At 63.6% G+C, this 20,771-nt stretch carries 23 protein-coding genes; 10 read left to right on the top strand and 13 right to left on the bottom strand.

Annotation, left to right across the window (positions count from 1 at the left end):
- Window positions 1-115: 115 nt before the first annotated feature.
- The 3 genes from BMY84_RS01585 to rpmB form a co-directional block, all read right to left on the bottom strand.
- Window positions 116-1,099 carry a class I SAM-dependent methyltransferase gene (locus BMY84_RS01585; protein WP_256215092.1) on the bottom strand — a complete coding sequence of 328 codons (984 nt, stop codon included), beginning with the start codon at window positions 1,097-1,099 and terminating at the stop codon, window positions 116-118.
- A gap of 85 nt (window positions 1,100-1,184) precedes the next feature.
- Window positions 1,185-2,051 carry a prolipoprotein diacylglyceryl transferase gene (gene lgt / locus BMY84_RS01590; protein WP_093079781.1) on the bottom strand — a complete coding sequence of 289 codons (867 nt, stop codon included), beginning with the start codon at window positions 2,049-2,051 and terminating at the stop codon, window positions 1,185-1,187.
- Between the two features lie 241 nt (window positions 2,052-2,292).
- The gene (rpmB, locus tag BMY84_RS01595; protein ID WP_093013597.1) at window positions 2,293-2,586 is read right to left on the bottom strand and encodes a 50S ribosomal protein L28; all 294 of its coding nucleotides are present in this window, start codon (window positions 2,584-2,586) and stop codon (window positions 2,293-2,295) included.
- A 140-nt stretch (window positions 2,587-2,726) separates the two neighbouring features.
- Here rpmB and BMY84_RS01600 point away from each other — a divergent pair, with 140 nt between their 5' ends.
- Both BMY84_RS01600 and BMY84_RS01605 read left to right on the top strand, forming a co-directional pair.
- The gene (locus tag BMY84_RS01600) at window positions 2,727-2,948 is read left to right on the top strand and encodes a hypothetical protein (protein WP_093079783.1); all 222 of its coding nucleotides are present in this window, start codon (window positions 2,727-2,729) and stop codon (window positions 2,946-2,948) included.
- 39 nt (window positions 2,949-2,987) lie between these two features.
- A complete protein-coding gene (locus BMY84_RS01605; protein WP_093079786.1) occupies window positions 2,988-3,446 on the top strand; it encodes a nucleoside deaminase in 459 nt (152 codons plus the stop codon).
- Here the strand turns inward: BMY84_RS01605 and BMY84_RS01610 are convergent.
- Complete coding sequence (locus BMY84_RS01610) at window positions 3,408-5,306, bottom strand: hypothetical protein (protein WP_093079789.1); 1,899 nt, start codon at window positions 5,304-5,306, stop codon at window positions 3,408-3,410. The two genes, BMY84_RS01605 and BMY84_RS01610, sit on opposite strands and share 39 nt — an antisense overlap.
- 45 nt (window positions 5,307-5,351) lie before the next feature.
- Here BMY84_RS01610 and BMY84_RS01615 point away from each other — a divergent pair, with 45 nt between their 5' ends.
- From BMY84_RS01615 to BMY84_RS01630, 4 genes are all read left to right on the top strand, one after another.
- Window positions 5,352-5,768 carry a GtrA family protein gene (locus BMY84_RS01615; RefSeq protein WP_093079791.1) on the top strand — a complete coding sequence of 139 codons (417 nt, stop codon included), beginning with the start codon at window positions 5,352-5,354 and terminating at the stop codon, window positions 5,766-5,768.
- Between the two features lie 67 nt (window positions 5,769-5,835).
- The gene (recF, locus tag BMY84_RS01620) at window positions 5,836-6,909 is read left to right on the top strand and encodes a DNA replication/repair protein RecF (RefSeq protein ID WP_093079794.1); all 1,074 of its coding nucleotides are present in this window, start codon (window positions 5,836-5,838) and stop codon (window positions 6,907-6,909) included.
- A 108-nt stretch (window positions 6,910-7,017) separates the two neighbouring features.
- Complete coding sequence (locus tag BMY84_RS01625) at window positions 7,018-7,551, top strand: CHAP domain-containing protein (protein ID WP_093079797.1); 534 nt, start codon at window positions 7,018-7,020, stop codon at window positions 7,549-7,551.
- A 78-nt stretch (window positions 7,552-7,629) separates the two neighbouring features.
- Window positions 7,630-8,397, top strand: a complete 768-nt coding sequence (locus tag BMY84_RS01630) for a CHAP domain-containing protein (RefSeq protein ID WP_093079800.1) — start codon at window positions 7,630-7,632, stop codon at window positions 8,395-8,397.
- Between the two features lie 35 nt (window positions 8,398-8,432).
- Here the strand turns inward: BMY84_RS01630 and BMY84_RS01635 are convergent, their stop codons facing one another.
- The 5 genes from BMY84_RS01635 to BMY84_RS01655 all read right to left on the bottom strand — a co-directional run bounded on the left by BMY84_RS01635 (window position 8,433) and on the right by BMY84_RS01655 (window position 11,992).
- A complete protein-coding gene (locus BMY84_RS01635) occupies window positions 8,433-8,708 on the bottom strand; it encodes a DUF3297 family protein (protein ID WP_093079803.1) in 276 nt (91 codons plus the stop codon).
- Window positions 8,709-8,818: 110 nt separating this feature from the next.
- The gene (locus tag BMY84_RS01640; RefSeq protein WP_093079806.1) at window positions 8,819-9,133 is read right to left on the bottom strand and encodes a hypothetical protein; all 315 of its coding nucleotides are present in this window, start codon (window positions 9,131-9,133) and stop codon (window positions 8,819-8,821) included.
- A 123-nt stretch (window positions 9,134-9,256) separates the two neighbouring features.
- The gene (locus BMY84_RS01645; RefSeq protein WP_093079808.1) at window positions 9,257-10,498 is read right to left on the bottom strand and encodes an SAM-dependent methyltransferase; all 1,242 of its coding nucleotides are present in this window, start codon (window positions 10,496-10,498) and stop codon (window positions 9,257-9,259) included.
- Window positions 10,499-10,529: 31 nt separating this feature from the next.
- Window positions 10,530-11,276, bottom strand: a complete 747-nt coding sequence (locus BMY84_RS01650; protein WP_093079811.1) for a molybdopterin-binding protein — start codon at window positions 11,274-11,276, stop codon at window positions 10,530-10,532.
- Window positions 11,273-11,992: a cytochrome b/b6 domain-containing protein gene (locus BMY84_RS01655; protein ID WP_093081595.1), complete on the bottom strand. Its 720-nt coding sequence runs from the start codon at window positions 11,990-11,992 to the stop codon at window positions 11,273-11,275. Before BMY84_RS01655 ends, BMY84_RS01650 begins: the two co-directional genes overlap by 4 nt.
- A 263-nt stretch (window positions 11,993-12,255) precedes the next feature.
- Between BMY84_RS01655 and BMY84_RS01660 the strand changes: the two genes are divergently transcribed.
- The gene (locus BMY84_RS01660; RefSeq protein ID WP_093079813.1) at window positions 12,256-12,816 is read left to right on the top strand and encodes an outer membrane protein; all 561 of its coding nucleotides are present in this window, start codon (window positions 12,256-12,258) and stop codon (window positions 12,814-12,816) included.
- Window positions 12,817-13,152: 336 nt separating this feature from the next.
- Window positions 13,153-13,662: a porin family protein gene (locus BMY84_RS01665; RefSeq protein ID WP_093014483.1), complete on the top strand. Its 510-nt coding sequence runs from the start codon at window positions 13,153-13,155 to the stop codon at window positions 13,660-13,662.
- Window positions 13,663-13,745: 83 nt separating this feature from the next.
- On the opposite strand, the gene BMY84_RS01670 is transcribed toward BMY84_RS01665, so the two are convergent.
- The 3 genes from BMY84_RS01670 to BMY84_RS01680 form a co-directional block, all read right to left on the bottom strand.
- The gene (locus BMY84_RS01670; RefSeq protein ID WP_093079816.1) at window positions 13,746-14,168 is read right to left on the bottom strand and encodes a hypothetical protein; all 423 of its coding nucleotides are present in this window, start codon (window positions 14,166-14,168) and stop codon (window positions 13,746-13,748) included.
- Window positions 14,169-14,252: 84 nt separating this feature from the next.
- Complete coding sequence (gene rlmN, locus BMY84_RS01675; RefSeq protein ID WP_093081597.1) at window positions 14,253-15,521, bottom strand: 23S rRNA (adenine(2503)-C(2))-methyltransferase RlmN; 1,269 nt, start codon at window positions 15,519-15,521, stop codon at window positions 14,253-14,255.
- Between the two features lie 47 nt (window positions 15,522-15,568).
- Window positions 15,569-16,057, bottom strand: coding sequence for a hypothetical protein (locus BMY84_RS01680; RefSeq protein WP_093081600.1), 489 nt, complete (start codon window positions 16,055-16,057; stop codon window positions 15,569-15,571).
- Window positions 16,058-16,230: 173 nt separating this feature from the next.
- Here BMY84_RS01680 and dnaN point away from each other — a divergent pair, with 173 nt between their 5' ends.
- Window positions 16,231-17,343 (top strand): DNA polymerase III subunit beta, encoded by a 1,113-nt coding sequence (dnaN, locus tag BMY84_RS01685; RefSeq protein ID WP_093014495.1) that lies wholly within the window; start codon window positions 16,231-16,233, stop codon window positions 17,341-17,343.
- Between the two features lie 111 nt (window positions 17,344-17,454).
- Window positions 17,455-20,067: an EAL domain-containing protein gene (locus BMY84_RS01690; RefSeq protein ID WP_177203911.1), complete on the top strand. Its 2,613-nt coding sequence runs from the start codon at window positions 17,455-17,457 to the stop codon at window positions 20,065-20,067.
- Window positions 20,068-20,325: 258 nt separating this feature from the next.
- Here BMY84_RS01690 and BMY84_RS01695 read toward each other — a convergent pair whose 3' ends face one another.
- Entirely contained in the window at window positions 20,326-20,751 is a 426-nt protein-coding gene (locus BMY84_RS01695) for a response regulator (protein WP_093081604.1), read from the bottom strand.
- Between the last annotated feature and the right edge of the window lie 20 nt (window positions 20,752-20,771).

Consider the following 20,771-nt stretch of genomic DNA (forward strand, 5'->3'; position numbering starts at 1 on the left):
AAGTTAGGCTTGGAGTTCGGGGATACCCAACCGCCGTTCGTCCTGAGTAGCCATTGAGCGAAGTCCCTGCTCAGCACGAACGGTTCTTAACTCGTCCTGCTCCGAACTTGACGCTCTACCGCGCAAATCCCGCCGGATCGGCCCAGTCCGGATGCGTCCAGGCCATCGCCTTGAACAGCGTGCCCATTTCCTGCTCTCCGGTCAGGCGGCGACGGGCCGCCTCCACTTCGGCAGCCCGTTCCGGCGCGGTGCGGGCCAGCTGGTCGGCGCGCCCGTCAATGCCCAGCTGGCGCAGAAATTCGCCCTGACCCACCGGGCCATGCACGCGCAGCCCCGCCTGCCGCGCCATATTGCCCAATACGGTGAAGTCGACATGGGTGGTCAGGTCCACTTCGCCCGGATCGGCGAAGGGATCGGCAAACTGGTGCGCCTTCACCGCCTGCAACGTGTCGCCTAGCGCCGGCCCTTCATAGCCATAGTCGATGATGATCGCCGCGCCGCCCTGCTTGGCGATGCGATGGGCCAGCGCATAGGCGATGCTGGCCCCCGCGATCGGGCTTTCGATGATTGCGCCATCGGGCGCTTCGTTGGCGATCGGCGGCAGGCCCGATTCGATCCGGCGATAGCCGGCCACGGGGATGAACCGCCCTTCCTCCTCGCGCCGGATGACGACGCGCTCGCGCCATTCGTCCCCCACGCGGATGCACTGGCGCACGGGCAGGGCGTCGAAAAATTCATTGGCGACGATCAGCAACGGTCCCTGATCGGGCAGGCTTTCGATGCTGTCATGATGGACGGCATGGGGCAGCAAAGCGCGCTGGCGGCCGCGCAGCGTAGGGCTGGTTTCCACCAGATGCACTTTGGGCGCCAGCGCCGTGCGCTCCATCGCCCGGATCGCGTCCGACGCCAGCGTGCCGCGCCCCGGCCCCAGTTCGGCATAGACAGGATCGGCGCGCCGCCCCGACCGCATCCACACGTCAGCCAGCGCCAGCCCCACCAGTTCGCCGAACATCTGGCTGATTTCAGGTGCGGTGGTGAAATCGCCCTCTGCGCCCAGCGGGTCGCGGGTGGCATAATAATGCTGGTTCGCCTCGCCCATATAATGCGCGACGGAGATCGGCCCGCCCGAATCGATCTGCCGCGCCAGCCGTTCGGCCAGCGGGATCGATACGGGCGAAAAGGGATCAGGCGACACTGCTGGTCCCGGCCACTGGCTCCACGCGCAGGCGTCGGCCCTTGGCGGTGACGATCAGGTACAGGCCGCCGACGATCATCGGGATGCACAGCCATTGGCCCATATGCAGGCCGGTGCGGGCGGCGAATTCCATCAACTGGGCGTCTGCCTCACGGAAATATTCGATCGCGAAGCGGAAGCAGCCATAGCCAAAGACGAAGATGCCGACCAGCATGCCGGGCTTGTAGCGCGCGCGGGTCTTCCAGAAGGCGAAGGCGAGGATCAGGAACAGCACGACCCCTTCCAGCGCGGCTTCATAAAGCTGGCTGGGGTGGCGGGGGAAGGGGCCACCGGTCGGGAAGATGATGGCCCAGGGCACGTCGGTTTCCTTGCCCCACAATTCGCCGTTCACGAAATTGGCGAGTCGCCCGAAGAACAGGCCGAACGGTACGACGCAGGCGACATAGTCATGGATGCGCAGCCAGCTCAGCTTCTCCTTCCACGCCATGTACAATATGCCCAGCGACACGCCCAGCGCCCCGCCATGGAAGGACATGCCGCCATTCCACAGCTTGAAGATGTCGATCGGGTTGCGCAGGATTTCCGGCTGGTAGAAGATCACATAGGCCAGCCGCCCGCCGATGATGATGCCCAGCGTCGCATAGAAGATCATGTCGTCCGCATGGCGCCGCGCCATCGGCGATCCGGGCTGCTCCACCAGCTTCAGCAGATACCAATAGCCGATCAGGATGCCCGCCAGATAGGCGAGGCTGTACCATTTCAGGGTGAAGAAGCCCAGATTGAGCGCGACCGGGTCCAGACCCAGATCTTTGAATTGAATGGCGCCCGAAGCGGCGGCGGCAAGGTCCAGGATCAAAATGGCGTCCTTCTGGAATGAGGATTGCGGCCATAGAACAAGCGGACGGCAAGATGAAGGGGGATGAATGCGGGAAGGTGTGAGAGGCTTTTAAGGATAGGGCAAAGCCCCTCCTCTTAAGGGGAGGGGTTGGGGTGGGGGGCGGCCAGTCGCCAACGCACTCGCCGTACAAAAAAACCACACACGCAAAAAAGCGGCCCGGTGAGGGGCCGCTTCTCATGCCGAAACGAATCGAGGCGAATCAGGCTGCGACGGCAGCCTTCTTCTTGACGATATCGCGCTTCAGGCGACGGGCCTTCAACGACAGCTTGTCGTCGCTGGTCTTGACCAGCCAGTTGTCCAGGCCGCCATTATGTTCGACCGAACGCAGGCCATGGGTCGACACGCGCAGCTTCACGCTGGTTTCCAGCGTTTCGGAGAGCAGCGATACGTTCTGCAGGTTCGGCAGGAACACACGCTTGGTCTTGTTATTGGCATGGGAAACATTGTGACCCACCTGGCGACCCTTACCGGTCAGCTCGCAAATGCGCGACATAGTCAATCAACCTTTGAAAATCGGGTTCGTTCGGAAAGCCGCGCCACTACTCGGATTCGGGTGGCACGTCAACCCGGCGCGCCGGGAAACCCTTTGGCCGATCGGTGCGTTGAGCCGCCATTAACCCATAGGAGGCCGAAATGCGATTCATTGGTGGCTTGCTGATCATCGTTCTGATCGTTCTGGCTGGCGGCATCGCCACTGGCTTCATCGACCTGCAAAAGACGCAGGACGGGCGCCTGCCCGAAATTGCCGTGAAGGAAGGCGCGCTTCCCAAATATGAGGCGAATGTCGCCAAGGTGGAGGTCGGCTCCCGCAACGAAACCGTGGCCGTGCCCACGGTGGACGTGAAGAAGCCCTGATCCTTTCGCCCCGGCGCATCATGGGGTAACGGGCGGGACATGACCCCGCCCTTTCCTCTGCCAGCGCCCATGCGTCGCGCTCTTGATCTTGCCCATGCGGCGCAGGCGGCGGGCGAAGTGCCGATCGGCGCCGTCGTCACGAAGGACGGCGTTGTCATCGGCGAGGGCGAGAATCGCAACCGGCGCGACAATGATCCCACCGCCCATGCCGAAATCGTCGCCATGCGGGCGGCGGCGGCGCATCTGCGCGATTATCGGCTGACCGGCTGCGACCTGTGGGTCACGCTGGAACCCTGCCCCATGTGCGCGGGCGCCATTTCCCATGCCCGCATCGCCCGGCTCTATTATGCCGTGGGTGATGCGAAGGGTGGCGCGATCGAACAGGGACCGCGCCTCTTCGCCCAGCCGCAATGCCTGCACCGGCCTGACGTCTATGGCGGGCTGGCCGAAGCGGAGGCCTCAGCGCTGCTGCGCGACTTTTTTGCCGTCCGGCGCTGAATAATCGATGCGATAGAGTTGGTAGGGCAGCGTCATCGCCGTCTCCAGCTTCACCGGAATCAGCCAGTCGGGCCGCTTGTCCCGCATCAGATCGGCATAGAAGCCACCCGGACTGCGCGACTGATAGATGGTGCCTTCGGGGAACCAGGGACAGACCAGCAGATAGGTGGCATGATGCTTCGCCGCGATCGCACGGAAATCGCGCGTCGGCCCGTCAAAGGCATGGTGAATATCCAGAATCGTCGCGCCATTGCGATGATAGGGACCAGCCAGCGCACTATGATGCGTCGTGGCGATCAGGCGCGGCCCCAGATCGACCAAAGTGAAGATGGTGGCCGGCGGCAACTGATCCAGCACCGCCAGCGCCGGCAATGTGCGGCACCGGCCATTGGCCTTCTTGATATTGTCGGTGCGGGCGATGGCCGACGGGCGCCACGGTTTGGGCTTCGTGCCCGTCGCCGCCTGCCACAGCGTCACGATCTGCGGATAGAGCGGATAGGCAAAGGCGATGGCCGCCAGCAGCGCCACCCCGGCCCCCGCAGCGATCTTCACCCGACGCTTGCCGGTCAGGATCGCGGCGACCAGTCGATGCGCGGCCCAGGCTGCGGGCGGGATCGCCAGCAACTGCGCCGCCGGCCCCGCCCGCAATTGCCAGAAAAGCAGGGCGGTGGAAAAGACCATCATCAGCCCCACCGTCGCCCAGGCCCACAGCCGCTCCGTATCGCGCCGGGCATCCCACAGCGCCCAGAACAGGCCGATCAGCCCCGCCACCGGCACCGCCATCAGCGGCACGACCATGCTCTGCGCCTGCACCGTGATCGGCTTGGCCTCACGAATATTGGCGAGCCACAGGCGCTGGAGTTCGGGCGAAATCTGATAGGGGGTCAGGCATTGCGGCCAGTTGAGCCAGAAGAACACGGCGACCGCACCGCCCACGACTGCGCCCGCCGCCATCCGCACCGGCCAGCCGCGCAGGGGCGCGATCGACAGGATCACCATGCCCGCGCCCGCCGCGCCGAACACCGCCACCCAGATGGGCGAGAGGGCGTCGCACACCATGGCCCGATTGGCGTAGCTGGCGAACAGCAGATACAGGATCGAGGTCGCCCCCGCGAGGCTGAGGCCATAGGGCAGCATCCGCCGCTCCGCGCCCGGCCGGAACACCCAGCGCAGCGCGATCAGCGCGCCACCGGCCGCCAGATAGACGATCATCTCCATGCCGATGGCGATCGACAGCGCGCTGCTGATCCCCGCGATCAGGCCGCCGCGCACCCGGTTGGTGTCGATCACCCCCGCCAGCGTCGTCACCGCCAGCGCCAGTTGCCAGCCATGATGGTCGATCCGCATCGGCGCATACATGCCCAGCGCCATCTGCGCGGCCAGCGGCCCCAACACCGCCAGGAACCAGCCATTCGGCCCGGCCAGCCGCCGCCCGATGAAGCCGAGCGAGAGCATCAGCAGCAACAGCGGCAGCAGCGGCGCGATGCCGCAGGCCAGCCGGTCGGCCAGCCCCTGATCGACGAAGGCGCGGAAGAACAGGATCAGCCCCGCGATCGGGATATCCACCAGCCGCGACCAGTGGATATTCGCGCCGCCCGGCGGATCGAGCCGATATTGGCGCAGATCGTACCATCCCTGCCCGGCCAGCCAGTCCTTCACCTGCACATAGCGGATATTGTCGTCGGTATCGCTCAGCACCAGCCAATGGATCGCCGCCCAGCGCGTCACCACCATCGACACGGCGATGATGACCCAGATCAGGAAGGTCAGCCATTTCCAATGCCGCTGGGCATAAGCGGTCAGGATCGGCATCCAATGGCGGATGCGGGCGCGCAGGGTATCACCGCTAGGCAAGGTCATGCCTGTCGATTAGAGGCTGCGGATCAAAGCGCAACCGGGGCCGTCATGAAATATCTGTCACGACTTTATGCAGAGCATGGCGCGCTCTTCTGGCAGATCGTCCGCTATGGCGTGACCGGCCTGTTCGTCACCGCCTGTCAGGCGGCGATCTACTGGGCATTGGCCGCGCCGGTCGGGCTGCATCCCCAACTGGCCAATTTCATCGGCTATGTCGCGGCGGTCGCGATCGGCTATGCCAGCCACAGCGCCTTCACCTTTCGCGGCCATGGCACCGGCGGCAGCCATGCGACACGCGGCGTCCGCTTCGTCGCCGTCTCGCTGATCAGCTATGCGATCAATGCCCTGTGGGTCTATCTGTGCGTCACCCATATGCACTGGCCCGAATGGTCGCCGATCCCGGCGATGATCTTCGTGACCCCGCTCATCGTCTTCGGCCTCAACCGCCAATGGGTGTTCCGCTGAGCGACGTGCGCAGGGCGCCGGGGATAGGCGCTTTCCTCCGTCCCCGCTCCTCGCTACAGCGGGCGCGATGATCGGCCGCCTGACCCTGAGCGATTTCCGCAATCATGCGGATGCGCTGATCCTGCCCGATCATGCCTTCATCCTGCTGACCGGTGACAATGGCGCGGGCAAGACCAACATATTGGAAGCCGTGTCGATGCTGGCGCCCGGCCGGGGCCTGCGCGGCGCGTCGCTTTCCGCCATGGCGCGGCAGGATGGGCCGGGCGGTTTCGGCATCGCGGCGGAAGTGGATGGCGTGGTGCTGGGCACCGGCGTCACCGCCGCCAGCCCGGATCGGCGACAGGTGCGGATCGGTGGCGTTGCCTCGTCCGCCAATGCGCTGGCCGATCATCTCTCGATCGTCTGGCTGACCCCGGCGATGGACCGCCTGTTCCTCGATAGCCCCGGCGGCCGCCGACGCTTCCTCGACCGGCTCACGCTGGCGCTGCATCCCGGCCACGCGGCCCACAGCGCGCGCTATGATGCGGCGATGCGGGCGCGCAACCGGCTGCTGACCGATCCGCGCCGCGCCGATCCGGCCTGGCTCACCGCGCTGGAAGCGCAGATGGGCGAGCATGGCGCGGCGCTGGCTGGCGCGCGGACCGATCTCGTCGCGCGACTCAATGACGCGCTGGTCGATCAGCCCGACGAACCTTTCGCCCGTCCGCTGATAGCCATCGATGGCGGCGGCGAGGCAAGCGACGAATCGCTGGCGCAACGTCTGGGCCGGGAACGGCGGCGCGATGCGGCGGCCGGGCGCACTTTGTCCGGCCCGCATCGCCACGACCTGTCCGTCACGCATATTGCCAAGGGGCAGGCCGCTGCCCTCTGTTCCACCGGGGAGCAGAAGGCGCTTCTGCTCTCGATTCTGCTGGCCCATGCCGCGCTGGTTGCCGCCGATCGCGGCCAGCCGCCAGTGTTGCTGCTCGATGAAGTGGCGGCCCATCTCGACCCGTCTCGCCGCAGCGCATTGTTCCAGCGCCTGCGCGACAGCCGGGGGCAGGTGTGGATGACGGGGACGGAATCCAGTCTTTTCAACGATCTGGATGATGCGACGCGGCTCACTGTAACGGCCGGCCATGTTTTTCGTTCCGCAACATAACGCATCGGCGAAACGACTCGTCGCCCGGCGCTTGTCGGTTCGTCCGGCGTCTGCCCTAAAGCGGTCATCGGGGTTCAAGCCTACACAATAAGTCGGGGTCGCAATCGAATGTTCGCTGGTTTTCGCGCGTTTATCGCGACGTCTATTCTTGCGCTCTCTGCATTGATCGCTGTCCCCGCCATCGCTGGTACGCTGCAATGCGCCCCCTTCGCCCGTCAGGTTTCGGGCATCGATCTTCACGGCAATGCCAACACCTGGTGGGGTCAGGCCGAAGGTCGCTATGACCGTGGTCATGAACCCCGCGTCGGTGCCGTCCTCGCTTTCGCCGCCAGCCGCTCGATGCCGGTCGGCCATGTCGCGATGGTCAGCAAGGTGCTGGGCGATCGCGAAGTGCTGCTGACCCATGCCAACTGGTCCTATCGCGGCGGTGTCGAGCGCAATGTCCGCGCCATCGACGTGTCGGCCAACAATGACTGGACCGATGTTCGGGTATGGTATGGCCCGATCGGCGATCTGGGCCTGCGTTCGAACCCGGCCAAGGGCTTCATCTACGCCGACGCGCCCAAGGCTGTCGATCAGGCTCCGGTGCGCATTGCATCGGCCGAGCCGACCGGCGGCGCAGCGATGCGCGCTGCTTTCTAAGCCTTTAACCTTTCCCAAAGAATCCAGCGTTTAGGGTCGTCCTTGGTGGGGCGATTCTCAACGTTTCGGGATCGCGGAATGAAACGAAAGATGTGCTGGGCGGCGGCTGTGCTGCTGTCCGGTTTGATGGCTGCGCCCGGTTTCGGCGCGGCGGTGTTGCAATGCGTGCCTTATGCCCGGACCGTGTCCGGCGTGGCGATTCGCGGTGATGCGCTCAACTGGTGGGACCAGGCCGACGGGCAATATAAGCGCGGGCACAAGCCCAAAAAGGGCGCCGTGCTGGCCTTCCGCCCCTATGGGCCGATGATGCTGGGCCATGTCGCGGTAGTCAGCAAGATATTGGGCGATCGCCGCGTGCTGATCCGCCATGCCAACTGGTCGGTCCCCGGATCGATCGAGGAAGATGTGCTGGCGATCGACGTGTCGGAGGAGGGCGACTGGAGCCAGGTGCGCGTCTGGCACAGTCCGACCGGGCAGATGGGCGCGCGCACCAACCCGACCTATGGCTTCATCTATCCGGCCAAGGCGAAATTGCATGATTTCGTACCGGACGCATCGCTGGGAGCCAGCGTGCGCTTTGCGAAGGTCGATCCGGACATGTGGGATGACCAGCGCGCGCCGGTGATGGCGGCCGCGCCCCGTCCCGCGCCGGTGTCGCCACGCGGCCTGATGCTGGCGCAGGCGCGCCCTGCGGAGCCCAAGCTGATCCGGGCGAAGGCGGTGCGCAGACCGGTGCCCAGGCTGGAGACCGATCCCTTCATCGTCGAATATGCCGACAGCACACCGGCGGAGCGATCGCTCGGTGCGATCATCGCCGATGTGAAGCGGGATGCCGCGATGAACTGACAAAAAAATGGGGCGCCTCGGCACCCCATTTTCAGTCATTCCGCGTCGGCGGCCTTGTCTTCGCTGCCTTCGGCCGGCGTTTCGAACCAGGCCTCGACTTCGCCGCTCAGCTTGATCGTCAGCGGATTGCCATAACGGTCGCGGCTCTTGCCCGCGGCGACGCGAATCCAGCCTTCCGAAATATTATATTCCTCCACATCCTTGCGCTCGCGGCCCTTGAAACGGATGCCGATGCCGCGCTGGAGCACCTCCATGTCGAAATGGGGGCTTTTGGGATTGGTGGACAGATGGTCGGGGGGCGTATCGCTCATGGTCGGATTCCTCGAAAATGCTGCCCCGCGCCTAGCGTCTGGCCCCGCCCTCCGTCAACATGCGACCCGTCCTCTGGCCATGGCCGGGCCGCACGGGATAAGCAAAGGGATCAGCGACAGATGCGCACGCGCACGTCGCGGTCGCGATAATAGTCATACCGCCATTCGGTCCAGCAGCGCTGGCGATAGCGATAATTTGGGCGGTTATAGCCGCGATAGCCCCGCCAGTCGCGCCGGTCACCGCGCCAGTGGCGGCGATCGTCCCACCGGCGACCATTATCCCAGCGCCGATTGTCCCAGCGGACATCGCGCCCGTCGCGCCAGCCATTACCGCCATAATATTGGGCCTGTGCCGGCGCACTCACCGCACCCAGCCCGGCTACGGCCAGGCTCAACGCCGCCGCGCCCTTCCAAAACAGAGTCATGCCATGTCTCTCCTCATATGCCCGCCCGGCATGGGCAGGGGCATGAAGGGGAGAATGCGCGTCCCCGACTGAACCGTCCGGGAACGCGCCTGTCAGCCTCTATTCAGGCAATTTTGCGGGCGATCAGCGGCCCCGCAGCGCCGCCTCCGCCTCCTGCATATAGTCGCGGGTGATGGGCAAAGTGCGGCGGTCGCGCACATATTGGACCTGATAATTCACCATGCCGCCATGTTCGAACACCGTCGCCGCACCGGCGAGGTAGAAGGTCCACAGACGGAAGAATCGCTCGTCATACAAAGCGACGATGTCCGCCTTCGCCGCCATCGTGCGCTTATACCATTCGCGGATGGTCAGCCCATAATGGATGCGCAGCACCTCCACATCCGTCACCATCAGGCGCGTGCCCTCGCTGCCCTGGATCATTTCCGACAGGGCCGGGATATAGCCGCCGGGGAAGATATATTTCTGGGTGAAGGCATCGGTGATGCCCGGTCCTTCGACCCGGCCGATCGTGTGGATCAGCATCACCCCCTCGGGCGACAGCAATTCGCGGCACTTGTTGTAGAAGGTGCGGAAATGCGCCGTGCCGACATGTTCGAACATGCCGACCGACACGATCCGGTCGAACGGTCCCTGCATGTCGCGATAATCGATCAGCTCGAACCGGACATGGTCGGCCACGCCCGCATCCTGCGCCCGCTGGCGCGCGACCTTCAACTGTTCTTCCGACAAGGTGATGCCGGTTACGTCCACGCCGCAGGTGCGATGCAAATACAGCGCCATGCCGCCCCAGCCGCAGCCGATATCCAGCACCTTCATACCCGGCTTCAGATGCAGCTTGGCGGCGATATGCGCCTTCTTGTCCTCCTGGCTCTGCTCCAGGCTGATCCCGGCCTCATTGTCGGCATCGGGGAAATAGGCGCAGCTATATTGGCGGTCGCGGTCGAGGAACAGGCTGTAGAGCGCGCCCGACAGGTCATAATGATGGGCGACATTGGCCTTGGACCGGCCCTTGTGGTTGAGGCGCCAGAATTTCTGACGGGCACTCTTGAAACTGCGGCTGAGGAAGCTCTTGGCGTCGATCGACTTGCCCTGTTCCCAGGGATTGTTGGCCCGGATCATGGAGATGAATTCCATGATGCCGCCGCCCTCAATGCCGACGCGCCCGTCGATCCAGGCTTCGGCCATGCCCAGCCGCGGGTCCTTGATGATGTCGAAGGGCACGCGCTTGTCCGCAAAGCGCAGCGCCAGATTGGGGAAGGCCGGATCGGGCTGACCGACGGTGAAGCTGCCTCCTCCAAAATAGTGGACGGTAAGCTGGCCACGTGTGACCAACCGCTTGAGAACACGTTCAAACAGTTTCATGCAGCTACCTTGTCATGTCGTTTCGCAGGCGTCAAATACCGGCATACCAATCATAATTGGCGTGGTCTTCCCAATAGCCGCCCTTGCCCGCGCCTATGGCGGACAAATGTTGCACCGCTTCGATCCGCATCAGATATTTCGCCTGCTTATAGCCCAGTTGCCGCTCCACCCGCAGCCGCAGCGGTGCGCCATTGGCCACGCTCAGCGGCCGGTCGTTCAGCGCAAAGGCCAATAGGGTCTGGGGGTGGAAGGCGTCGGTCAGGTCGATGCTCTCATAATAGGGGCGCCCCGTGCCCATCCTGTCGGCGCAATGAAAGACGATGTAGCGCGCCTGCCCCCGTAGCCCCGCGCCGTCGAGAATCGTCTTCAGCGGCACGCCGCGCCACTGGCCGATCGCGCTCCACCCCTCGACACAATCATGGCGGGTAATCTGCTGGCGATGGGGCAGGCTGTGCAGTTGCGCCAGCGACAGCGACAGGGGCCGCGCGACCAGCCCATCGACGCGCAGCCGCCAGTCGGCGAAATTGCCTCGCCACAGCGCCTTATATTCCGGCGTATTGGGATTGGCGGTGCCATTGGCGCGAAAGATCGGGGAAATCTGGTCCGGCCGGAACTCCCGCGCCATCGCATCGCGCGCCATCAGGCTGCGCTGCGCCCATTTGTGAAAATTCTCGGCGGAAAACAGCGCCTCGCGGAAACGCGCATTGCTGCCGATACGGTCGCACCCCGCCAGCGTCGCGGTTGCGCCGATCAGCATCGCGCGGCGGGTCAGGATCATGGCCGGTCCTTGGGGATACGATAGCGGCCGCTGATCATCGATCGCACTTCGTTCAGTGGCCCGGCCAGCAGCACCATCATAATATGCACCAGAAAGAAGGCGACCAGCGCAAAGGCGGTAAGGAAATGGATCGACCGCGCCGATTGCCGCCCGCCGAACAGGTCGACCAGCCAGGGCCAGGCCGCATTCATGCCGGGCGACATGGTCAGGCCGGTCAGGATGATCAGCGGCAAGGCGACGAAGATGACGCCGATATAGCTCGCCTTCTGCAGAACATTATAGCGCAATGCCGCCGCACCGGTGGGGAAGCGCAGCCGGGCATGATCCTTGATATCCTGCCAGATATGGCGCGGGCGAATCTCGTCGCGACGAAAGGCCAGATCGCGCGCGATATGCCGGTTGGCCAGGCTCCAGAGCATGTAGAAAAGCAGCGCAAAGGCAAAGATCGGCGCGGCGGCCAGATGCCAGTGCCGCGACATCGACAGATTATAACGGGCGGGCAGGGTGATCCAGCCGCCGAAACGCTCCAGCACCAGCCAGGCATGGTCGGGATTGGCGCCATATTGCCCCCAATAGAGGCGAGGATGCGCATTGAAGATGCCAAGGCCGCTGGTCAGCAGCACATAGAGCAGCAGCGCATTCAGCCAGTGCCAGAGCCGCGTGGAAAGACGGTGCCGCCTGACCACCATGCCCGCATTGTCGGTCCGGCTGTCCATGGTCGCGATCCTATCTCTTTTTTGCCGCGCGTCCATACGGGATCATGTCGTTGGCGGCGTCTTTGATGTCGTTAGTCGAACGACAATGGAACTGCCGGATGAAATTCATCAACGGCGATCCCGCAAGGGAAAAACCAAGTCGATACGCAAGAAATCATATTTACAGCATAATCATAACAATATTCCTTATTCGATAAGGGGTTAATAATCAGGTCGCCTGTCAATTATTTTGATGCTTCGACGCATGAAGATAGATGGGTAAAATGAATAATATTACGATTTTTCTGGCCGCTTCGGTCCTGTGTTTCATTTCCGCTCCCGCTTTTGCGCGCGAACCGGGTTCCTTTACCGGCGCCCATGCCGAAATCATCACCGGCTATGACCGGGTCGATGCCGACGCCGTCAGTTCGTCCAATGGCCTGCTCTATGGCGTCAATGCCGGCTATGATGTCGCTGCCGGCGGCGTGATCCTGGGGCTGGAGGCGGAAATTTCCGATTCCACCGCGAAAAAACGCTATGCGGGCGGGCGCACCGTTACGGATCGCGATCTCTATGTTGGCGGCCGCATCGGCGTGCCGCTGGGCGATGGCGCGCTGGCCTATGCCAAGCTCGGCTATACCAATGCCCGGTTCGAATATAGCGGCGACGCGGGAGAGGGTGGCACGGTCAGCGGCGGCGACAATGCCGACGGGCTGCGTCTGGGCGCGGGGCTGGAATATCAACTGAGCGACAGCCTCTTCCTGAAGGGCGAATATCGCTATTCCAACTATGAAGCCGGCCTGTCCCGGCATCAGGTCGTGACCGGCATCGGCTTCCGTTTCTGACGGGACGCCCTCCTGCGATCGGAAGGGGTGGCTGGCGACAGCCGCCCCTTTCGCATGGCGCATGCCCGCAAAAGATGGGGGGAGGGGCATTGTCACCGTTTTGCAACACAAGCCCCGAAATTGATTGAAATAAACGTCTGACCCCTTTGCAACTCAATCTGGCGATCCTAGATGGCCTCTGCGTGATCCTGATGCAGGTCACGCTCTTCTCTCTCTGATAATGGAGAGAAAAGACGCAGGAGGTTTCGTGAGTAAAAATTCATGATTGCTTTGCATCGAACCTGAACGCCGGATTAATATTTAAGTCGCGGCGAATAGATAAATATCGAGGACTTTATGAAGACTGTGATTTTCGCAGCTATTGCTGCTGCCACCGTTGTTTCGGCCCCTGCCTTCGCTCAGGACGCTGCGCCCTTCACCGGGCCGCGCGCTGGCGTCACGGCTGGCTTTGACAAGGCGCAGGGCGAAGAAGGCTTCGCTTACGGCGTGACCGCCGGTTACGACATCGCTGTGACCCCGCGCATCACCTTCGGCCCCGAACTGTCGTTCGGTGACTCGACTGTTGACGGCAACGGCATCGACGCCAGCCGCGAAATCGCCGGCTCGATCCGCGCCGGTTATGTCGTGACCCCGCAGATCCTGGCCTTCGGCAAGGTCGGCTACACCAGCGCTCGCATCGAAGCGGCTGGCGCCCACACCTCGCTGGAAGGCGTGCGTTATGGCGGCGGTCTGGAATATTCGGTGACCCCGAACACCTACATCTCGGCCGAATATCAGCGCACCGAATATGAAGATAATTTCGGTGGTCGTGACGCTGGCCTGGTCGGCATCGGCTTCCGTTTCTGATCCCTCTCAACCGATCAGAATCCGCGCATCGCCAGTCGGTGTAAGGATAGAGAAGGGCGGTTCCGCAAGGGGCCGCCCTTTTTCTATGCCGGTAGCGCGCGCAGGTCCGGCGCCACCCACGCCCGCCGGGCTGCGGATGCCATCAGCACGTCGCGGGTCCAGTAGGTGAAGAGCCAGTCCTTGTCCCCCAGCGGCGATGCCATCAGCGCGGCATGGGCGGCGGCCGGCGTCACATCAGCGGGCAGCGTGGCGAGCAGCCGTCGCGCCATATGCAGCGACGCCTGCGTGATCGTCTCATGATAGCCGCTGCTGTCGCTATTCACTCCGCCCACGCTTTCATTATAGCGGCGGATCATGCCGGGCATGTCGCGTTCGGGCTGCACGTGCGGGCGGCGGAGCATCAGCCACAGCGCGCCCGCGAAATGCGCGCTATGCGTCCACTCTTCCTTGGGCAGGGTGCAGTCCAGAAAACCGGCAACCAGCCTGTCCATTTCCTCATCGGTCATCGTCATTCCCCCAAAAGAAAACCCCGCCGTTTCGGGCGGGGTTCCTGTTCTCGCGCTGTACGCGCGCATCCTGTCAGCCCCGGTTTATCCGAGCGCGGCTTGCTTTTCTTCGGCCAGACGCTTCATTTCCGCCTTGCTCTTCTTCTCGCTCGCGGACTTCAACTGGCCGCAGGCCGCCATGATGTCGCGCCCGCGCGGCGTGCGCACCGGCGCGCTGATGCCGCCTTCGAACACGATGGAGCTGAACGCGCGCACCCGTTCGGGCGTCGAACATTCATAATCGGTACCCGGCCAGGGGTTGAACGGGATCAGATTGACCTTGGCTGGCAGCTTATATTTGCGGATCAGCCGGACCAGTTCGCGCGCGTCCTCGTCGCTGTCATTCTTGTCCTTGATCATCACATATTCAAACGTGATGCGCCGGGCGTTGCTGGCCTTGGGATAGTCGGCGCAGGCCTGAAGCAGTTCCTCGATCCCATATTTGCGGTTCAGCGGCACCAGTTCGTCACGGATTTCCTTGGTCACGCCATGGAGCGAGACGGCCAGATTGACGCCAATCTCTTCGCTGGCCCGCGCCATCATCGGGATGACGCCGCTGGTCGACAGGGTGATGCGCCGCCGCGACAGCGCCAGCCCGTCACCATCCATCACGACCTTCAGCGCGTCGCGCACATGCTCGAAATTATAGAGCGGCTCACCCATGCCCATCATCACGATGTTGGTCAGCATCCGCCCGTCCGGCGAATATTGCGGCGCATCCTCGTCTTCGTCGGCATCGACATCGTTGACCGCCGCCATATTGCCCTTGGGCCATTCGCCCAGCGCATCGCGCGCCAGCATCACCTGCCCAACAATCTCGCCCGGCGTCAGGTTGCGCACCAGCCGCATCGTGCCGGTATGGCAGAAGCTGCAATTCAACGTGCAACCGACCTGGCTGGACACGCAGAGCGTGCCCCGGTCCGCATCGGGGATGAAGACCATTTCATAATCCTGCCCGTCGTCCGACCGCAGCAGCCATTTGCGCGTGCCATCGCTCGACACTTGCGCTTCCACCACCTGCGGGCGGCCGACGACGAAACGTTCGGCCATCCAGCCGCGCATCGGCTTGGCCAGGTCGGTCATCGCCTCGAAATCGGTAGTGCCGCGATGATAGAGCCAGTGGAACAATTGCTTGGACCGCAGCTTGGCCGCCTTCACATCCAGCCCCGCTTCCTCCAGCGCACCCTTTATCTGCGGGCGCGACAGCCCCATCAGGTCGACACGCCCATCCTCACGCGGCGTCACCGCACGCGGCACGGGCACAGGGTCGATATGGCCGGGAATCGGCATGAGCGGGCTGGCGGCTGATTGCATGGCCGCGCACATAGTCGATTTGCGCCGATTTTTAAAGATCAGTTACATCAGCGCAGTTTTGCGCAGCCCAGCGCGGCCGCGTCGATCGCCGTCGCGGCGCCGCGAAGCGCATAATTGTCGGCGAATCCGCGACCGTCTGCGCCGATGCTGGCGATGCTCATGCTGGTGGCGGAACGCATCGCTGCGATGATCTGGGCGTCGCCGCGCGCGTCGGCGGCCCATGCGTCCATCTGCCCGGCGACCAGCGAAAAGCGCCGCTCGCCCAGGACCAGCGTCACAGGCGCCTTGGCCGCCCGCGCGCGGCTCAGGCGGATATGCACCTGCCCCCGCACCCGCTGGCGCGGCCAGTTGCCGACCGATGCAAAGCCCTTCGCGCTCTGGCCCTGCCGCGCCACCGGCTGGGCGATGGCGTAGCAGCGCGGTGTCGCTGCGTCGCGAAAGGCCCCCCAGCTTTCGAATATCCCCAGCGAATCGCGCGCCCGTGCGGGAGTCGCCAGCATCAGCGGCAGGATCAGAAGGGCGGGGATGCGGCGCATCTGGCTGGCAAAGCCCAACCTGTCCCCATTTGCAACCCCGCCATGATGCGAAAGGACGAAGCCGACGCTTGCCCAAGCCGTCACAGCGGTTATGAAGAAGCATCCATCATTGTCGCCGGGATTCGACCGAATCCCCGGCTATCGGCTTAAAAAGAAACGGACAGAACAGGGACATGAAGGCCACCATCGAACGCGCAACGCTCCTCAAGAGCCTGAGCCACGTCCAGTCGGTGGTGGAGCGCAGGAACACGATTCCCATCCTGTCCAACGTGCTGATCGAAGCGTCGGCCGACGGCGCGATCAAGCTGATGGCGACCGATCTCGACCTTCAGGTGGTCGAAAGCGTGTCGGCGCAGGTCGAACAGGCCGGCTCCACCACCATTTCCGCCCACACCCTGTTCGACATCGCCCGCAAACTGCCGGAAGGCAGCCAGGTGTCGCTCCAGGCGGCCGAGGGCAAGATGCTGATTCAGGCCGGCCGCGCCCGCTTCAACCTGTCGACCCTGCCGCGCGACGACTTCCCCGTCATCGCCGAAGGCGACCTGCCCACGCAGTTCGAACTGCCGGCCGAAACGCTCAAGCAGATCATCGACAAGACCCGCTTCGCCATCTCGACCGAAGAGACGCGCTATTATCTGAACGGCATCTATTTCCATGTGTCGGATGAGGATCAGCCGGTGCTCAAGGCTGCGGCGACCGACGGTCATCGCCTCGCCCGCGTCACGGTCGTGCGTCCGGACGGCGCCGAAGGCATGCCCGGCATCATCATCCCGCGCAAATGCATCGGCGAACTGCGCAAGCTGCTCGACGAGGTCGAGGGCTCAGTGCAGATCAGCCTGTCGGCTACCAAGATCCGCTTCAATCTGGGCAGCGCGATCCTGACCAGCAAGCTGATCGACGGCACCTTCCCCGATTACAGCCGCGTCATCCCGACCGCGAACGACAAGCTGCTCAAGATCGATCCGCGCAGCTTCGAAGATGGTGTCGATCGCGTCGCCACCATCGCCACCGAAAAGACCCGTGCGGTCAAGATGACGCTGGACAAGGATCGCATCACCCTGTCCGTCACCAGCCCCGAAAATGGCACCGCGGCCGAAGAAGTGCCCGGCGCATTTCAGGGCGAGGGTTTCGACATCGGTTTCAACGCGCGCTACCTGCTCGACATTCTTGGCCAGATCGACAGCGACCTTGTCGAACTGCATCTGGCGGATGCCGCCGCGCCCACGCTGATCCGGGAAAATGACGATAGTCCAGCGCTTTACGTGCTGATGCCGATGCGCGTCTGAACCGCGCATCGATAGGGCGGATCAAGCCTCAATAAAGATGGTCCAAAGGGAAGTGATTATCCGCCCCGCACAGTAATTCTCTGGCAAGGACTATGCGCTATGCACGGGCGCATGTCCTTGCTGCGTGCGTCCCTTTCCGACAATCCTTCCCGATCCATGACTCTGATGGTCGCGCTCGGCCTGTCCGAAAGCGGGACCGAAGTGTCGGCCTCCTGGATTTCCGGCACTTTCGTCCATATCGCGCGTCTCTGGCCCCTGATTTTGCTGGCCAAGATCTGCGTCGTCGCGCTGCTCAAATTGCCCTTCTATTCCGGCAACATGATGCAGGCCTGCATCATGATCGCGATGCTGGCGATCGACGGCATGCTGATGCTGCTGCCGCGCCGAAGCTGGTTCCAGCGGCGCATGCCCCATGTCCAGAACTGGCTGATGCTGCCGATGGTGTTCCTGTCGGGCCTCAGCTTCAGCCTGTGGCTGGGCCATGAGCCAAAGGCGGCGACCGACGCCCTGTTTCTGGCCGCCGTGCCGGAACTGTCGGTGGCGCTGCTCGCGGTCTGCATTTTCGGCGATCGTCGCCTGCTGGGGATCAGCTATTTCCTCGGCGCGCTGCTGGTGTCGGTGTTGGAGCGCGCCGGCATGATGCAGATCGGCCTGTTGTGCAGTTGCGTCCTCGTCATGCTGATCGCGACGGTGCGGCAGGCAACGGCGGATCGCGATTCTGCCATCACCCGCCACCGGCAGGATTTGCGCGCGCAGCGGTCCGACCGTCTGCTTCAGGAACATGAACGCAGCGGGCGCGGCTGGTTCTGGGAAACCGACCGGCAGGGGCTGCTCACCTATATGTCCGATACGCTGGTGCAGACGCTGGATGCGCCGGCCACCGGGCTGATCGGCCGACCGATCACGGAAATCATCCGTCCGGGCGACAAGAAACAGGGGGAGGGCGAACGGACGCTCGGCTTCCACCTGTCGGCCCGCACCGGCTTTTCCGAACTGGCCGTCTGCGCCGCCCTGTCGAAGGAAGAGCGCTGGTGGTCGATTTCCGGCCAGCCGGTCTTCAACGAATATGGCCAGTTTCACGGCTTCCGCGGGTCGGGCACAGACCTGACCGAAATGCGTCGCAGCCAGGCGGAGGTCACGCGCCTCGCCCAGTTCGATTCGCTCACCGGCCTCGCCAACCGTATCCAGATGCTCCGCTCGCTGGAACAGGCTGTGGCCGATCGTCATGGCAAGCCGGGCGAATGTTCGCTGATGCTGCTGGATCTCGACCGGTTCAAGACCGTCAACGACACGCTCGGCCATCCCGCCGGCGACGCCCTGCTGCGGCAGGTCAGCCAGCGCTTGCAGCGCGTGGTCGGTGACAAGGGGCTGGTCGGTCGTCAGGGCGGTGACGAATTCAAGATATTGCTGCCCGGCCGCCATGCCCAGACGGCGCTCGCGCATCTGGCCCAGTCGATCATCAGCGCCGTGTCGCAACCCTATACGGTGGAGGGGACGAGCGTCGTCATCGGCGTGTCGATCGGCCTGTCCATTTGTCCGCAGGATGGCGTCACCGCTGATGCGATGACCCGCAATGCCGATCTTGCCCTTTATGCGGCGAAGGGCAATGGCCGCGGCGTCCACCGCTTCTATTCGTCGGACATGCATACCGATGCGGAGGATCGCCGCCAGTTGGAGGAGGATCTGCGCCGCGCGCTAGCGGCCGATGGCCTGCACCTCGTCTATCAGCCTGTCGTGTCGTCGAAGACCGAACATATTGTCGGCTATGAAGCGCTGCTGCGCTGGACCCATCCGGTGCGCGGGCCGATTTCCCCGGCCCTGTTCGTGCCCATTGCCGAAGATACCGGCCTGATCGGGCAGATCGGCGAATGGGTGATGCGCACCGCCTGTCGCGATGCCGCGCAATGGCAGGAAGGGGTGCGCGTCGCGGTCAACGTCTCGCCCAGCCAGTTCGCCAATCCCGGCTTCCCCTCGACGGTGATGAACGCGCTCGCCGCCGCTCAGCTTTCGCCCGAACGGCTGGAGCTGGAAATCACCGAAAGCGTCTTCCTGAACGACGATGACGGCACCGATTCGATGTTCGCCCGGCTAAAGGCGATCGGCGTGCGGCTGGCGCTCGACGATTTCGGCACCGGCTACAGCTCGCTCGGCTATCTGAAGAAGGCGCCGTTCGACAAGATCAAGATCGACCAGAGCTTCGTGCGCGGCGCCGCGATCAAGGGCAGCCGCAACAGCGCGATCGTGAAGGCGATCGTCAGCCTGGCCGAAGCGCTGGGCATGGACACCACGGCCGAAGGCGCGGAAACGCAGGACGAACTGGACCTGATCCGCCAACTGGGATGCAGCCATATTCAGGGCTATATCTACGGCCGGCCGATGCCGGTGGAAGATGTGCTGATCGCCCAGCGCAGCACCGGCACCGTGGCCAATGCCAAGGGGCATCGTTCCAGCCGACCCGAACGCAAGACGATGCTGCGCACCATCACCGTGCATCATGATGGCCATGCCTATACCGGTCGCATCCGCAACATATCGGCCACCGGCGCGCTGATCGAAGGGCTATGGAACGTGCCGCCCGGCACGCCATTCACGATCGAACTGGGCGAAAATCAGATGATCAGCGCCATCAGCCGCTGGTCGAAGGACGACCGCACCGGCATCGAATTCGCCAGCGCGGTCGATATCAGCGGCCTGCGCCATCCGCCCCGCACGATGGCAGGGTAAAGCAGCGACCGAGCAAGGACGGGATGCCATCGGCCTTGTCCCGATGGCTCCAGCATCCATAGGTTATGCGAACATAAAAAGGGGAGCGGCAGTCACCTGCCGCTCCCCTTTTTATGTTCGCATGGCTAGAGTGAGATGAGATTGGTTTGATCCACGCCGTCATTACGAGCGGAGCGAAGCAATCCAATGGCGCGACCATGGATTGCTTCGCTCCGCTCGCAATGACGATTCAATGTGAAGTCATCCCGCTCTGGCTGATCAGGCGGCGATCGCGACCTGATCTTCTGGCATCTCCGGCACCAGTCCGCGGCCGACTTCCCGGATCAGGCTGACGAAGCGCTTGGCTTCGCGCACGATCATCGCCTTGTTGAAACAGGCGGCGGCCCCCCGGTCCATCGCCTCGGCGGCGATCGGCGCGCCATCGCGCATCAGGCTGGACAGCATGATGACGGGACAGGGGTCGATCGCCATGATTTCGTCCAATATCGCCATGCCATCCTTGCCGGGCATGGCGATGTCCAACGTCACGACGTCGGGCTTTTCCAGCCGGATCATGTCCATCGCTTCCTCGCCATTGCGGGCGATGCCGACCACCTCGATCCGGCGGTCGCGCTCCAGCAATGTTTCGATCATCGCGCGGATGGTGAGCGAATCATCGACCACCACGATTCTGACAGGCTTCATCTTCATCTTCCCCAACCGTT

This window comes from Sphingobium sp. AP50 (genome assembly GCF_900109095.1).
GTDB lineage: Bacteria > Pseudomonadota > Alphaproteobacteria > Sphingomonadales > Sphingomonadaceae > Sphingobium.

What these genes read in the sequence shown, in the direction of transcription:
- BMY84_RS01695 (WP_093081604.1), bottom strand. Translation starts at nt 20,751, where the DNA reads ATGAAGCCTGTCAGAATCGTGGTGGTCGATGATTCGCTCACCATCCGC.
- BMY84_RS01600 (WP_093079783.1), top strand. Translation starts at nt 2,727, where the DNA reads ATGCGATTCATTGGTGGCTTGCTGATCATCGTTCTGATCGTTCTGGCT.
- BMY84_RS01605 (WP_093079786.1), top strand. Translation starts at nt 2,988, where the DNA reads ATGACCCCGCCCTTTCCTCTGCCAGCGCCCATGCGTCGCGCTCTTGAT.
- BMY84_RS01640 (WP_093079806.1), bottom strand. Translation starts at nt 9,133, where the DNA reads ATGACTCTGTTTTGGAAGGGCGCGGCGGCGTTGAGCCTGGCCGTAGCC.
- BMY84_RS01665 (WP_093014483.1), top strand. Translation starts at nt 13,153, where the DNA reads ATGAAGACTGTGATTTTCGCAGCTATTGCTGCTGCCACCGTTGTTTCG.
- recF (WP_093079794.1), top strand. Translation starts at nt 5,836, where the DNA reads ATGATCGGCCGCCTGACCCTGAGCGATTTCCGCAATCATGCGGATGCG.
- BMY84_RS01690 (WP_177203911.1), top strand. Translation starts at nt 17,455, where the DNA reads ATGTCCTTGCTGCGTGCGTCCCTTTCCGACAATCCTTCCCGATCCATG.
- BMY84_RS01645 (WP_093079808.1), bottom strand. Translation starts at nt 10,498, where the DNA reads ATGAAACTGTTTGAACGTGTTCTCAAGCGGTTGGTCACACGTGGCCAG.
- BMY84_RS01660 (WP_093079813.1), top strand. Translation starts at nt 12,256, where the DNA reads ATGAATAATATTACGATTTTTCTGGCCGCTTCGGTCCTGTGTTTCATT.
- BMY84_RS01635 (WP_093079803.1), bottom strand. Translation starts at nt 8,708, where the DNA reads ATGAGCGATACGCCCCCCGACCATCTGTCCACCAATCCCAAAAGCCCC.
- BMY84_RS01615 (WP_093079791.1), top strand. Translation starts at nt 5,352, where the DNA reads ATGAAATATCTGTCACGACTTTATGCAGAGCATGGCGCGCTCTTCTGG.
- BMY84_RS01610 (WP_093079789.1), bottom strand. Translation starts at nt 5,306, where the DNA reads ATGACCTTGCCTAGCGGTGATACCCTGCGCGCCCGCATCCGCCATTGG.
- BMY84_RS01655 (WP_093081595.1), bottom strand. Translation starts at nt 11,992, where the DNA reads ATGGACAGCCGGACCGACAATGCGGGCATGGTGGTCAGGCGGCACCGT.
- dnaN (WP_093014495.1), top strand. Translation starts at nt 16,231, where the DNA reads ATGAAGGCCACCATCGAACGCGCAACGCTCCTCAAGAGCCTGAGCCAC.
- rlmN (WP_093081597.1), bottom strand. Translation starts at nt 15,521, where the DNA reads ATGCAATCAGCCGCCAGCCCGCTCATGCCGATTCCCGGCCATATCGAC.
- BMY84_RS01625 (WP_093079797.1), top strand. Translation starts at nt 7,018, where the DNA reads ATGTTCGCTGGTTTTCGCGCGTTTATCGCGACGTCTATTCTTGCGCTC.
- BMY84_RS01680 (WP_093081600.1), bottom strand. Translation starts at nt 16,057, where the DNA reads ATGCGCCGCATCCCCGCCCTTCTGATCCTGCCGCTGATGCTGGCGACT.
- BMY84_RS01630 (WP_093079800.1), top strand. Translation starts at nt 7,630, where the DNA reads ATGAAACGAAAGATGTGCTGGGCGGCGGCTGTGCTGCTGTCCGGTTTG.
- BMY84_RS01650 (WP_093079811.1), bottom strand. Translation starts at nt 11,276, where the DNA reads ATGATCCTGACCCGCCGCGCGATGCTGATCGGCGCAACCGCGACGCTG.
- BMY84_RS01585 (WP_256215092.1), bottom strand. Translation starts at nt 1,099, where the DNA reads ATGGGCGAGGCGAACCAGCATTATTATGCCACCCGCGACCCGCTGGGC.
- BMY84_RS01670 (WP_093079816.1), bottom strand. Translation starts at nt 14,168, where the DNA reads ATGACCGATGAGGAAATGGACAGGCTGGTTGCCGGTTTTCTGGACTGC.
- rpmB (WP_093013597.1), bottom strand. Translation starts at nt 2,586, where the DNA reads ATGTCGCGCATTTGCGAGCTGACCGGTAAGGGTCGCCAGGTGGGTCAC.